The sequence below is a fragment of the Ruegeria sp. H4 genome (assembly GCF_056533065.1).
Genome location: NZ_JBQFOC010000002.1, coordinates 387,536 through 400,729 on the forward strand (window position 1 = coordinate 387,536; position 13,194 = coordinate 400,729).

General features: G+C 59.6%; 10 protein-coding genes. 1 reads left to right on the plus strand and 9 read right to left on the minus strand.

The features are described from left to right. The first annotated feature begins 4 nt into the window (after window positions 1-4). Complete coding sequence (locus ACR0KG_RS13400; protein ID WP_480827554.1) at window positions 5-907, plus strand: DMT family transporter; 903 nt, start codon at window positions 5-7, stop codon at window positions 905-907. Here the strand turns inward: ACR0KG_RS13400 and glmM are convergent. The 9 genes from glmM to ACR0KG_RS13445 form a co-directional block, all read right to left on the minus strand. Beyond that, complete coding sequence (gene glmM / locus ACR0KG_RS13405) at window positions 904-2,247, minus strand: phosphoglucosamine mutase (protein WP_480547892.1); 1,344 nt, start codon at window positions 2,245-2,247, stop codon at window positions 904-906. The genes ACR0KG_RS13400 and glmM overlap by 4 nt on opposite strands. 33 nt (window positions 2,248-2,280) lie before the next feature. Then, window positions 2,281-3,279: a dihydropteroate synthase gene (folP, locus tag ACR0KG_RS13410; protein ID WP_480827555.1), complete on the minus strand. Its 999-nt coding sequence runs from the start codon at window positions 3,277-3,279 to the stop codon at window positions 2,281-2,283. After that, complete coding sequence (locus tag ACR0KG_RS13415; protein ID WP_480827556.1) at window positions 3,276-4,196, minus strand: dihydroneopterin aldolase; 921 nt, start codon at window positions 4,194-4,196, stop codon at window positions 3,276-3,278. The genes folP and ACR0KG_RS13415 overlap by 4 nt, the downstream gene beginning before the upstream one ends. Before the next feature lie 101 nt (window positions 4,197-4,297). Continuing rightward, the gene (locus ACR0KG_RS13420; RefSeq protein ID WP_480827557.1) at window positions 4,298-5,668 is read right to left on the minus strand and encodes a multicopper oxidase family protein; all 1,371 of its coding nucleotides are present in this window, start codon (window positions 5,666-5,668) and stop codon (window positions 4,298-4,300) included. 73 nt (window positions 5,669-5,741) lie between these two features. Beyond that, window positions 5,742-6,383, minus strand: a complete 642-nt coding sequence (locus ACR0KG_RS13425) for a cell wall hydrolase (protein WP_480547888.1) — start codon at window positions 6,381-6,383, stop codon at window positions 5,742-5,744. A gap of 186 nt (window positions 6,384-6,569) precedes the next feature. Then, entirely contained in the window at window positions 6,570-9,110 is a 2,541-nt protein-coding gene (locus tag ACR0KG_RS13430; protein WP_480827558.1) for a putative PEP-binding protein, read from the minus strand. Window positions 9,111-9,174: 64 nt separating this feature from the next. Continuing rightward, on the minus strand, window positions 9,175-11,394 hold the full coding sequence (gene glyS / locus ACR0KG_RS13435; RefSeq protein ID WP_480827559.1) for a glycine--tRNA ligase subunit beta: 2,220 nt from the start codon (window positions 11,392-11,394) through the stop codon (window positions 9,175-9,177). A gap of 9 nt (window positions 11,395-11,403) precedes the next feature. Continuing rightward, the gene (gene gltS / locus ACR0KG_RS13440) at window positions 11,404-12,615 is read right to left on the minus strand and encodes a sodium/glutamate symporter (protein ID WP_480827560.1); all 1,212 of its coding nucleotides are present in this window, start codon (window positions 12,613-12,615) and stop codon (window positions 11,404-11,406) included. 9 nt (window positions 12,616-12,624) lie between these two features. Continuing rightward, a complete protein-coding gene (locus tag ACR0KG_RS13445; protein WP_480827561.1) occupies window positions 12,625-13,146 on the minus strand; it encodes a DUF6446 family protein in 522 nt (173 codons plus the stop codon). Between the last annotated feature and the right edge of the window lie 48 nt (window positions 13,147-13,194).

Genomic DNA, 13,194 nt, shown 5'->3' on the forward strand with positions numbered 1-13,194 from the left:
AATTATGGTTCATGATCCCAACTACCGCGATTGGAGTGGTGTGATTTCACTCGGCCTCATCTGGGGTGGTACGTTCATGGTGGTCGCCATGGCGCTAGATGGATATGGACCCGTGACCGTCGCAACGGCACGGACGACGCTGGGGGCGATCACCCTGCTGTGTTTGATGGCTGTCACTGGTCGTCGGATGCCCGGACCGGATCGCCGCCTTTGGGGGGCGATTGTCATCATCGGGTTGCTGTCGACCGCTCTGCCCTTCATGCTGCTCAGTTGGGGTCAACAATATGTTCCATCGGCTTTCGCAGGCCTTTCCATGGCAGCGATCCCGCTGATGGTTCTACCATTGGCCCATTTCTTTTCCGACGAACCGCTGAATGCGCGCAGAATGCTGGGGGTATCTCTGGGGTTTGTTGGCGCTTTGGTCCTGATAGGTCCGGGGCTTGCCCAGATCGGACAAGGGGCCGAGCCTTTGGCCCAGCTTGCCTGTATCACAGCTGCGCTGTGCTATTCTGTGGCCTCGATCTTCACCCGGCGCTGCCCGCCAATCGACCCGGTGACTCTGGCCGCGCTAACGCTTGTGGTCGGCGCAATCTGCTTGCTGCCGCTTATGCTGGTCATAGAAGAGCTGCCGGAATGGGAAGGCGCGCGCTCGGGTCTTGCCATCATCATCCTAGGGCTGGTTCCGACCGCCTTTGCAACGCTTCTGCGGGTCTCGATCATTCGCAGTGCGGGGTCAGTCTTTCTGACGCTGGTGAACTATCAGGTTCCGATCTGGTCGATGGTGTTCGGCGCATGGGTTCTGTCCGAGGCTCTGCCACTGCGGTTCTTCATCGCTCTGGCGATGATCCTGACCGGGCTGGCGATCAGCCAGTGGTTCAGCCTGCGTAAATTGCTGATCGGCCGCTAGCCGGCCGCCGCTTCGACCTCGGCCACGATGCCATCGACCACCTGAGACAGAAGCGCGTCATCCTCGCACTCCGCCATCACGCGGATCAATGGTTCGGTGCCTGATTTTCGGATCAACAGACGCCCCTGCCCGCTCAGGCGAGCCTCGGCATCGGCAATAGCTGCCTTAACGTTTTGCGCCTCAAGTGGGGCCTGATCGGCAGCATAGCGGACGTTCTTAAGCAGTTGCGGCACGGTCTCAAACTGCCGCGCGAGATCCGAGGCTTTACGGCCCGACAGAACCATTTCGGCCAGAAAATGCAGACCTGCCATAAGCCCGTCACCGGTGGTGGCATAGTCGCTCATCACGATATGGCCGGATTGTTCCCCACCCAGGTTGAAGCCACCGTCTCGCATGCGTTCGACCACATATCGGTCGCCAACCGCGGTGCGTTCCAGCTGCAAACCCTGCGATTGCAAATGCCGTTCTAGCCCAAGGTTAGACATAACGGTGGCGACCAAAGCGCCGCCTTTCAACTGGCCAGACTTAGCCCAGGCCGAGGCCAGCAAGGCCATCAACTGATCGCCATCCGCTACTTTTCCAGTCTCATCGATAACGACGACCCGATCCGCGTCGCCATCCAGGCAAATCCCCACATTCGCACCATGCGCCACCACCGTCTCTGCGGCCAATTGCGGTTGTGTCGATCCGCAGTTGAGGTTGATGTTCTTGCCGTTCGGCGCAATGCCAACCGGGATCACCTCGGCCCCCAACTCCCACAGCACTTCCGGCGCGGTGCGGTGCGCGGCCCCGTTGGCGCAATCGATCACAACCTTCAGGCCATCCAGCCGCACATCGCGTGGCAAAGAGGATTTGATCCGCTCGCCATAGCGAAAACGCGCATCGTCGACGCGGCGGGCGCGGCCGATATTCTGTGCTTGGGCCGGGCTGACGCCCTCTTCAATCAAGCGCTCAATCTCGATCTCGGCCTGATCGGACAGTTTGAATCCATCAGGCCCAAAAAACTTGATCCCATTGTCGATGGCCGGGTTGTGGCTGGCCGAAATCATGACCCCCAGATCGGCGCGCATGGACCGGGTCATCAGACCCACTGCGGGTGTCGGCACAGGGCCCAACAGCAGCACGTTCATTCCAGTTGAGGTCAAACCTGCTGTCAGCGCGTTTTCCAGCATATAGCCGGACAGTCGCGTATCTTTACCGATAACCACACGGTGTACGCCTGAGGCGTCACGGCGGAAATACCGCCCAACCGCAGCCCCGATACGCAAGGCCATTTCGGCTGTCATCGGATGGGTATTGGCCGTGCCCCGCACACCATCTGTTCCGAACAACTTGCGCATCAATGACCCCTCACCAAAATCGTTGAGACCGGATTACCGGACCGCAGCCCATAGACGCAAGGCCTGAGCAGTTTCGGCCACGTCATGCACCCGGATGATCTGCACACCTTGGGACAATCCGTCCAGAGCAAGGGCGATTGATCCCGGCGCGCGGGCGGTTTTTTGCGGCTCTTTCCCGATTGATCCAATAAAGCCCTTGCGCGACACGCCCAACAGAATCGGGCAGCCCAACCCGTGAAACACGCTGAGATTGCGTAGAAGGGCCAGATTGTGCTGCTCGGTTTTGCCAAAACCGATGCCGGGATCAACGATGACCAGGTCGCGGCTCAAGCCCATCGCCTCTAGACGAGCGATTTGGCTTTCCAGAAAATCGTAAACGTCCAGCACGACGTCATCGTATTGTGGATCGTCCTGCATCGTGGCCGGATCGCCCTGCATGTGCATCACGCAAACCGGCGCGCCGAGCCCGGCGCAGAACGGGGCAAGCGCGGGATCGAAGGTGAAGCCAGACACATCGTTGACCAATCCCGCCCCGGCGGCACAGGCCGCTTTGGCCACAGCCGCCTTGCGGGTGTCGATTGAAATCAAAGCATCGGTTTCTGCCCGGATCGCTTCAATCAGCGGGCGCGTGCGGGCTATTTCTTCGTCTTCAGGGATAAAATCTGCGCCGGGTCGCGTAGATTCGCCGCCGATGTCCAGAATGGTTGCGCCATGAGCGACCATTTCAGCCGCGCCTGCCCGCGCCGCGTCGACGGTGCTATGTACACCCCCATCCGAGAAACTGTCTGGCGTGGCGTTCAGAATGCCCATGATCTGAGGTTGTGCCATGTCGAGGCCCGCAATAGCTGCGCGCGGACGGCTGAGGCGGTCCAACTGATCAGCCGGGACCTCTGCCGCCATGACGACACTTGGCTCGCGACCCCACGACAGAACCTCGACATGGGTAAACCAGAGCGCCTGACCCGCCAACGGCACAGCGTCCTCGGGCCGGGCCGCGCCATGTTGAACGAGCGGGCGGTAGTATTCCCTCACAATTGTGCCTGATCGACGGCAACCGAGCACAGCGGCGTCTTGGGTTCTTTCGGCAACTCGCCTCCGATGACCATCATCTCGCTGGCCTCGAATGTCGCGGCAAACCACGCGGCTAGTGCAACCGCGTCCGAAGGCGCAGCTGATGGACCGTCAACCGCATCCAACACGATCTTGGACGGGGCCCAAACGCAGATTTGGCCGTTTTTCATCGCCCAATCCAACTCGGTTCGAGTTGAAACAACGACACAGCGGTGATCCCGTGCGGCCAAAACCCATGCGTTTTGTTCGATGGACAGCAGGTCGATCCGGCGCTGAGTCATGGCGTGGCCGGTTTGCGGCACTTCCAGATCAGAGGCGCCAACACACAGGATCAATGGCCGCTGGCGGTTTTCCAACTGATCAATCCAGCCTTTCAGGTTGCCAGATGCAATGGCGTCATTGGACAGGAAAACAAGACGCGGATGCGGGCGTTCTTCTTCGACCACATCGTGGTGAATCGCATCCTTGCCGCGCACGATCTCGACCCCCAGCGCTCCGGGTCCGCGATCCAGTTTCTCGATCCGGACAAACACGCGCACCGCCTGCGGTTCCAACAAGATACGCTCGGCCACTCGTTCGGCGAGCGTTTCCAGAAGGTTCAGACGCTCTGCGGCCAGCTCATAGGCAATCGCTTCGGTCACTCGGTCATACGACAGGATACGATCCACATCATCGTCAATATCCGCCGTCAGCGGGCGGACTTCGACAACGATGTTAAAGCAGATGCGCTGGGTCGTGCCGCGCTCGGCCTGAAAAGCTCCGATCTCAACTTCGACGGTGTGATCGCGAAGTGAGATGCGATCCAGCGGCCCTCGGGGCGAGGTCGCCTCGGACCGTTCAGACGGGTGCGCAAAGGCAAGGCGGATTTCAGAACTCATGGATCAGGCCTTTTCCGGCTTGTGAGACAGTTCGCCCAGTTTAGGCGTTGCGAGGGCCTATAACATTCATGCAAACGCCATTCCAACCACTGATTGCGGCGTCAGGTGACGCGGAACCAGCTCATCATTCCCGCAGCGGCATGACCCAGCATGTGGCAATGCAACAACCAATCCCCCGGATTATCCGCGACTATTACCACCTGCCGGGTCTGCCCTCGTTCAATCAAAACCGTATCACGCCAGGGACCCAGCGACCCATCCTCCAATACCAGACGGAAGTGATGACCATGCAGATGCATGGCATGTGGGAAAGCGGTTTCGTTTACGAACGCAATCCGGTGAATGCTGCCCCGCGCGGCATCCAGAAACGGATCATATGGGCGCTCGGCGATACCGTTTAACGCCCAGAACCGCCCAAGCTGCGCCAGTTCACGCCCTGACAAGTCCGCACCGCCAAGCTGCGCGCTTTGCAACCACCGCATCGCCCCGCCCTGTAAAACCATCTGGTGCAACGGGGCAGTGCTGATCTGCGTCACCTCAGGCACGGGATTGGGTGGAAGGGATGCTATGCCATCGCGCGGGGCACGGGCCGCGCTTTCTTTCACATCGAACCGCACCAGACCAAAGCCGCCGTCTCGCTCGACACTGACCAGACTTGCTGTGGTCGCGGCAAGTACATCGACAATCAAATCAACCCTTTGCGCGGGGGCCAACGGGAAAGTGTCCGCGACCCTCAGCGGGAATTCCAGAGGCATCCCATCCAGCGCCACGATCCATCCGGCCAGGCCGTCGATGTCCAGATCGTATATCCGGGCGTTTGATGCATTGATCAGGCGGAGCCTGAGGCGCTGGTTTCGGCCCACCGAGAAGGCCGGATCAAACACGCCATTGACGGTGACGATGTTCCCAAGACGGCCCGCATGGCTCAGATCATGGCCATTGTTGAAATCATCGGTAATTTGCGCTGTTTCCGGGTCCAGACGCCAATCATCCAGCATCAGGATTAAGTCCTGATCTACTTTGGGGCCGGCGGCTTCCTCGACGATCAGGGGCCCATAGAGCCCGCGCGCAACCTGTTCAACCGAGCGATTATGCGCATGATACCAATAGGTGCCAGCGTCAGGGACGACAAAGTCATAGTCAAAGGTTCCATCGGGCGCGACAGCCTCTTGCGTCAAGCCCGGCACCCCGTCCATCGCATTGTTTATACGAATACCATGCCAATGGATCGACGTCGGTTGAGGAAGCTTGTTTACAAAGCGGCGTTGAACTCGATCTCCTTGCCGGAACTTCAGCGTTTGGCCCGGAACCGCACCCTCAAAGCCCCAGATTTCCGTTTCAGGAAACCCTTCTGGCGCAAGGCGCTGACGGGCAACACGCGCCTCAAGCTGCGGGAACTCGGCCTTCGCCGCAACGGGCAGCAACGACACTGCTGCCGCGGCTTGCAGGAATTGTCTTCGATTGAATGGCATTGCGGGCCTCCTGACCCGCAATATAGACCGCAACATGCCCCGCGCCATCAAGCTTCCAGCGCGGGTGCGTCAATCAGTTGCTCGCCGTCCGGTAGTTGTGGCGATAGAAGATATGCACACCGATCTTGGCCGTCTGTTTGTAGACCCGCGCCCAGGACGGACGCACAGCGGTTGTGTGATAATGGGTCGCCCCTTCGGTCAATTCCTTCGAGATCCCGTCAATGGCCGCGCGCGCCACTTTTGATACACGTTCGAACGCTTTCTGTTCGTGGATCACCTCTTTGCGGCCATCACAGGTATAGGTGAACTGACACTGGTATTTTTTGCCCGTGCCCTGGCGGATCACACCGCACAGGCTGTCAGGAAAGCGGCTGCTTTTGACCCGGTTCAGGATCACTTCGGCCACGGCAAACTGACCGCGCACGCTTTCACCACGGGCTTCGAAATACAGCGCCTCAGCCAGGCACTGCCAATTTTCATCCCCGGTGGCTTTCGGTTGCTGGTCCAGCCAGTCCTTGGAATAGGAGACTTGAATTGGTTCGGCCGACTTGCGCGGCTTGAACAATTTGAAATAGTCACGGAAACTTTGCGCCGGCAATTCATTGCGGGCGACAAGTTCTTGCTTAGCAGAATCGGTAGCTTCCCTCTCGGCGAAGGAAGCACTTGGCAGCATGGTTGCTGCCAATGTGGCAACAGCCATTATGTAACGTAGCATCAGATAACCTCGCACAGGCACTTAACGCGCCAAACCCTCCCCCGGCGGGCGCGACGAGGCATTTAGCGCAGTCTGGCGCAAACGTCCAGATCAGAAGAAAAAGCAAGTGGAAAATCGCTCGTGGAGAAGAAAAAATTCTCCACAAGAGTGCCTGTAACCCACCATTTCTTGGGTTTCAGCCCGCTGTCAACCCCCAAGTCTGGACGAAATCGCCAGTTGAGCGGCAGCCAGCCGAGCGACGGGCACCCGGAACGGCGAGCAGGAAACATAGTCAAACCCAAGATCACGGCAAATGGCGATTGATTCGGGGTTACCCCCATGTTCACCGCAGACCGATAGGGTGACATCAGGCTTGGCCAGACGCCCGCGTTCAGCGCCAAGTTTCAGCAATTCGCCTACCCCATCCGGGTCAAGAACATGGAATGGGTCTTCGGTAAACACCCCCTGCCGAACATAGGCCGACATAAACCGGCCCGCATCATCGCGCGATAGGCCATAGGTCATCTGGGTCAGGTCATTGGTTCCGAAGCTCAGGAAAGACGTATGTGGCGCAATCTCTTCCGCCCGCAAACAGGCGCGCGGCGTTTCAACCATCACCCCAAGCCGATACTCAAACTCGTGGCTTTTTTCGGACGCGACTGCCGCAGCCACCGAGTCGATGCGGGATTTGACCAGCTCAACCTCGCGCTTGGCCGAGACCAGCGGGATCATCACCTCGGGCACCACCGGCGCGCCGTTTTTGCTGGCCTCCAACGTGGCTTCAAAGATCGCGCGGGCCTGCATGTCGTATATCTCAGGTACGGTCACCCCAAGCCGCACGCCGCGCATGCCCAGCATCGGATTGTATTCCGACATCGCCTCGACTCTGCGTTCGACGTCAGAAACAGGTAAGTCCAAGGCTTCGGCCAGTTCGCGTTGGCCGCTGCGGGTCGTCGGCAGAAACTCGTGCAACGGAGGGTCGAACAGGCGGATGCAAACCGGCTGGCCTTCCATGATCCGGAACAGCTGGATGAAATCCTCGCGCTGCATGGGCAGCAGTCGTTCTAGTACCGCAGACCGCCCCGATGGGGTCTGCGCAAAGATCATCTCACGCATGACGATCAGGCGGCCGGGGTCAAAGAACATATGCTCGGTCCGGCACAGTCCGATTCCTTGCGCCTCGAAATTGCGCGCGGTCTGGGCGTCTGCCGGTGTATCCGCATTGGCCCGGATCGCTATATCCCGCTCGGCGTCTGCCCAGCCCATAAGCGTCTGAAAACAATCGTCCAAAGCCGCTTCCAGCATCGCGGGCTGCCCTGCCAGAACCTGTCCTGACGTCCCATCGATGGTCAGAACATCCCCGGTTTTGAACATCCGTCCATCCGGCGCAGTCAGAAGCTTTTTCTTGGTCTGGAAGCGCATCCCCGACGCCCCGACGATGCAAGGCAGGCCCAACCCGCGCCCGATCACCGCCGCGTGGCTCGTCATACCGCCCTTTTCCGTCAGAACCGCGACTGCCGCATGCATGCCCCGCACGTCCTCAGGCGAGGTTTCGCGGCGGACCAGGATACAAGCCTCGCCCCGCGCGGCGCTGGCCTGTGCCTCAGCCGCGGTGAACACAATCTTGCCCGTTGACGCTCCTGGGCTGGCCGCGATACCCGTCGTCAGGATATCGCGCTTTGCATCTGGGTGGACCTGACGGTGCAACAGCTCGTTCAACGCGTGCGGATCGACGCGCATCACCGCCTCTTGCGGCGGGATGATTTCGTCTTCGGCCAACCGCACCGCAATCCGCATCGCCGCGCGGGCGGACCGCTGCACCCGCACGCCATCCAGAATATGCACATGGCCGTTTTCGATCACGAACTCGACCTGCATTTCCTCGCGTAGTTTCTCGCGCATCAGCGCGGCCTGCGCTTTGAGATCGGCAAAGGCTTTGGGTGCCAGTTCTTCCAGCGACTGCCCGCGCGGATCTTTTTCCAAGTACAGCGCCGCAACACCTTCGCCCAACGCATCGCGCCCCTGGCTCTGGCTCAGATACCGCCCGGTGATCTGTGGCATTCCGGTTGTGATATCAACCAGTTGCAATACACCCGAGCCGCATTCGCCCTGCCCGACACCGGGTATCATTTCCTGAATGACCAACCCAAGCCCCGCATCTGCAGGGGCCCCTTTAGCCTGACGCAGCAATCGAGCCGACGTACCATCCCACGCCCGCGCCATAGATCGCAAGACACCGACCAACTGCTCTCCGCGATCCTGGGGAAAGGCCTCGTCGGTCTCTTCCTCATAGGCGCGCAGAGACAGTTTTAACCCTTCGCTGCCATCGGCTTCGATGTCATCAAACACATCCGCATCCAGCCGCGCGACATGGATGGCGTAGCTTTGAACAAATCTCAGATACAGCGCGGCGGCGGCTTCGGCCCCCATCTGATCAGACAGGTCCACATAGCGCGCATCGTTCATCCCGATGTTCAGAACCGCACCCGGCCCGCCCCAATCGGGGTCTTCGGAACTGGGTCGCACACACAGCAACGCCGTGTCGTCAAACTGTTCCAAAATCGCGGTAATATCAGGCACCTGACCATCGGCAATCTGTTGCACAAGATCAAAGGACAGCGCCACAGTGCGCGGCACTGGCAGGTCCAGCCGGACAAGGCGTTGCAAACATTTGGCCCGCCCGCCGTGGGTGCTGGCGGCAACGGGTGCTTGGGACGTGATGAGCGTGGTATGCGGGTTATTCTGCACTGCGGCACCTTTTAGCTTCGCCGCAGCATAAGCCCTTGCACCAACGGCGCAAGGGCGATCTGGCTTATCCTTCGATCTTGGTCAGATCAGCAACGCTGGAACAGATCGTGCGGATTTGGCTCAGCAGGTTCAGGCGGTTGCGGCGCAGAATGTCATTGTCGGTGTTGACCTGCACATCCTCAAAGAACGCATCCACCGGCCCGCGCAAGCTTGCCATGGCGGCCATGGCGGTCGGGAAATCCTCGGTTTTCAACGCAGGATCAATCTGCGCCTGCGCCTGATCCAAGGCGGCAAACAGCGCCTTTTCGCTATCCGTCTCGGCAAATTTCACATCCGCGCCGTAGGAGTATTCGACCCCGTCTTTCTCCTCGGCCTGCGTCAGAATGTTGTTGGCCCGCTTGAACCCTTGCACAAGGTTTTCCCCATCCTCGGTCGAGATCACCGCATTCAGAGCACGGGCGCGTTTGACGAGCAGGTTAAGGTCATCATTGCCGTCCATCGCGATACAGGCGTCGATGATGTCATGCCGGATGCCCTCATCGCGGAGGAAGACCTTAAGGCGGTCGTGGAAGAACGAGAGGAGATCGTCGGATGCGTCAGGAACCTTATTCTCGAGCTCCAGAAAAGCAGCCGCAGGCAATCCTACAATTTTGTCCCTAACTGTCTGGAATGCAGCGCCAAAGACGCCATGATCCGCGATTTCTTCCAAAAGGTCGCGGACACTCGCATCCGGAAGCGCCTCATTAACAGCACTCTCCGCGCGAACCAACTGGCTATCAAAGAAGCGGTCCAATCTGATACGCAGATTGTTGTCCAAGATCAGTCGAATAACCCCCAACGCCGCACGGCGCAGCGCAAACGGGTCTTTCGACCCGGTCGGCTTCTCATCAATCGCCCAGAACCCGGTCAGCGTGTCCAACTTATCTGCCAGCGCCACGGTCACCGAAAGCGGCGCAGCGGGCACGTCATCCGACGGCCCCAATGGCGAGTAATGCTCCTGCGCCACGGCGGCCACGGCGGCATCTTCGCCCGCGGCTTCGATGTAATATCGGCCCATAAGCCCCTGAAGTTCGGGGAATTCATAGACCATCTCGGAGCTCAGATCAGCCTTGGCCAGACGTGCGGCTTTCTCGGCCTGATCGGCATCCGCTCCGGCCACCGGGGCCAGTTCACGGGTCAATGCGGCGATGCGATCGATCCGTTCCGCCTGCGTGCCCAGCTTGTTGTGGAAAGTCACATTCTCCAACGCGCGGGTCCATTGGGCGATGTCTGACTTGGCAACGCGCAGGTCGTTCTCCCAGAAGAATTTCGCATCGGCCAGACGGGCCGACAGCACCTTTTGGTTCCCCGCCAGAATGGTCGCGCCATTGTCGGCAGTTTCACGGTTGGCGACGGTGATGAACCGTTCGATCCGGCCCGTTTTGGGGTTCTTTACGGAAAAGAACTTCTGATGCTCTTTCATCGACGTCTGCAGCACCTCGGGCGGCAGTTCCAGGAATTCGTCATCGATCTGCCCCATCAGCACCACAGGCCATTCGACCAGACCGGCGACCTCGGCCAGCAAGCCCTTGTCCTCGACTACCTCCAGACCGGCGGCAAAACCCATGTTCTGCGCGTCGTTCCAGATATGTTCGGCGCGTTCCTCAGGCGACAGCACCACAAAGGCGCGTTTCAGCTGGGCTGCGTAATCCTCGAACGATGTGACCGAAAACCGGGCCGGAGCCATGAAGCGGTGGCCTTCGGTGGTATCTCCGGCTTTGATCCCCTCGATCTCCAAAGGCACAACCTGCGCGCCCGCCTCATCGCTGAGGATGCACAGGATCGAGTGCAAGGGCCGCACCCAACGCATCGAACCTGCGCCCCAGCGCATTGATTTGAGCCATGGGAAGTTGCGGATAGTTGTGTCGAGCACTTCGGCCACAATCTCGGCCGCGGGACGGCCGGCTTTTTCGATTGTGGCGAAATAGACCGCGCCTTTGGGCGTGTCGCGTTCCTCAAGCTGGTCGCGGGTCAGGCCCGCGCCGCGCAGGAAGCCTTCGATGGCTTTGTCAGGGGCACCGACCTTGGGGCCCTTGCGTTCCTCACGGATTGTCGGGCTCTCGGACAGCAGCCCTTCGACCGCCAGTGTCAGACGGCGCGGCGTGGTGAGCGCAGCGGCCCCGGCATAGGTCAGACCGGCCTCGACCAAACCATCAGTGATCCGCTTTTTCAGCTCCTCTCCAGCGCGGGTCTGCATGCGCGCGGGGATCTCTTCAGAGAACAGTTCGATCAACAGGTCGGGCATAGTCGGTCCTTAGAAATTCACAATCGTCTGAATGACGATGGCATTGGCGATATCCACAAAGAAGGCGGATACAAGGGGCAGCACGATAAAGGCAATAGGCGACGGACCATATCGCTTGGTTACGGCTGTCATATTTGCAATTGCGGTCGGGGTTGCGCCCAGGGCGAAGCCACCGAACCCCGCGGCCAGAACTGCGGCGCGGTAGTTCGAGCCCATCACCGGGAACAGAACCCAAAGCACAAAGAGAACCGCAAACAGGGTCTGCGCCGTCATGATCACTGCAATGGCCAACCCCAGTTCGGCGATTGTCCAGAGTTGCAGGCTCATGAGCGACATGGCCAGAAAGGCCCCCAGCGCGAATTCCGAGATCAGTGCCAGCGACGGGGTCCGTGACACTTTGGGCGCGCCCGGAAAGACGGCCGTGCGAAGATTAGAAATGAGAATGCCCATGATCAGGCAGGGCACGAACAGGGGCAGTTTCAGACCCGTAGCACTGATCACCTGATCCAGCCCATATCCCGTGATGATTGCCAAGTTCAGATACAGCAATACCCGCATGATCGTCAGGTGGTTGATCTGGGTTTTTGCTTCCGTGGTGTCTTCGGGAAGGCCGACGCTGTGTTCTTCCTCGGGCCTACTGGGGCTGAGGTTGCGACCTTCGATCAGCAGGCGTGCAATGGGGCCACCCACAAGTGCGGCCAGAACCAAGCCCAAAGTCGCAACAGCAACGCCTAGTTCGGTCGCACCGTCCAGCCCTGTCGCCGCAGCCACTTCGGGCGCCCAGGCAATCGCTGTTCCATGCCCCCCGATCAGCGCGGCGGAACCGAACAGAACCCCCGCCTGCGCAGGATAGCCAAACAGCGCCGCACCCGCAGCACCGATAACGTTCTGAAACACGATGGTCGCCAATGTCAGGATCAACAACAAAAGCAAAGGCTTGCCCCCTGCGATCAGATCCGACAGGCGCGCGTTCAGACCAATCCCGGCGAAAAACAGAACCAGCAGGAAATCACGGGCTGTCAGGCCAAATGACAGCTCAATGCCAAACAGCAGGTAGAGCAGCAGAACGACAATTGATGCCAGCAGCCCCCCTGTCACCGGCTCAGGGATGTTGAAGCTGCGCAACGCAGAAACCCGTGCGTTGATCTCGGCCCCGATCAGATAGACGGCAAAGCCCAACGTGGCCGTCAGAAAATCGGGGATTTCGACGACATGGCTCACTGCGTTCCCCTATTCCTGCGGTCGGGGCGGGCATTCTTCACCCACCACGGTACCGTCATAAGCCTTTTCGCCGCAATTGTTGAGCGCGTGCCAGACATAGCCCTTGCCGTCCTGCGTCACGGCCACGATGCGATCAACGCCATAGTGAATATTCTTGGTGCCCATGAACGCCTGCGCCTGCCCGCCTTTTAGCGCATCCGCCAAGGCGGGCGCGTCATAGCAATCGAACCAACCTGGCGCAGTCAGGGGCTCGGGGTCTTCTACCGGAGTGAAAGCGGTCATCTGATCTAGCGTCAGGTCCGTCTCGAAACACGCCCGGTAGCGAATCGGAGAGCTATCGGCATCGATTGCCTGAAACGCAGTATAGGTAATCGCTTGGGGCTGATCCGCCCCCGTCGCCAGCAACAGCACATCCTGCCCGGGCTGCGGCTCAACCTCGTAATAGAAGCCATAGACCTGCAGATAATACATCCCTCCGCCCGCCAAAACGGCCGACAACAACAGGATCAGAGCGAGCAATTTTCCGGTCATCTATGACGCCTCTTTCATATTGGCAGAAAATAGGACAGGGTCCGCAGC

What these genes read in the sequence shown, in the direction of transcription:
- ACR0KG_RS13400 (WP_480827554.1), top strand. Translation starts at nt 5, where the DNA reads ATGGTTCATGATCCCAACTACCGCGATTGGAGTGGTGTGATTTCACTC.
- glmM (WP_480547892.1), bottom strand. Translation starts at nt 2,247, where the DNA reads ATGCGCAAGTTGTTCGGAACAGATGGTGTGCGGGGCACGGCCAATACC.
- ACR0KG_RS13415 (WP_480827556.1), bottom strand. Translation starts at nt 4,196, where the DNA reads ATGAGTTCTGAAATCCGCCTTGCCTTTGCGCACCCGTCTGAACGGTCC.
- ACR0KG_RS13420 (WP_480827557.1), bottom strand. Translation starts at nt 5,668, where the DNA reads ATGCCATTCAATCGAAGACAATTCCTGCAAGCCGCGGCAGCAGTGTCG.
- ACR0KG_RS13425 (WP_480547888.1), bottom strand. Translation starts at nt 6,383, where the DNA reads ATGCTACGTTACATAATGGCTGTTGCCACATTGGCAGCAACCATGCTG.
- glyS (WP_480827559.1), bottom strand. Translation starts at nt 11,394, where the DNA reads ATGCCCGACCTGTTGATCGAACTGTTCTCTGAAGAGATCCCCGCGCGC.
- ACR0KG_RS13445 (WP_480827561.1), bottom strand. Translation starts at nt 13,146, where the DNA reads ATGACCGGAAAATTGCTCGCTCTGATCCTGTTGTTGTCGGCCGTTTTG.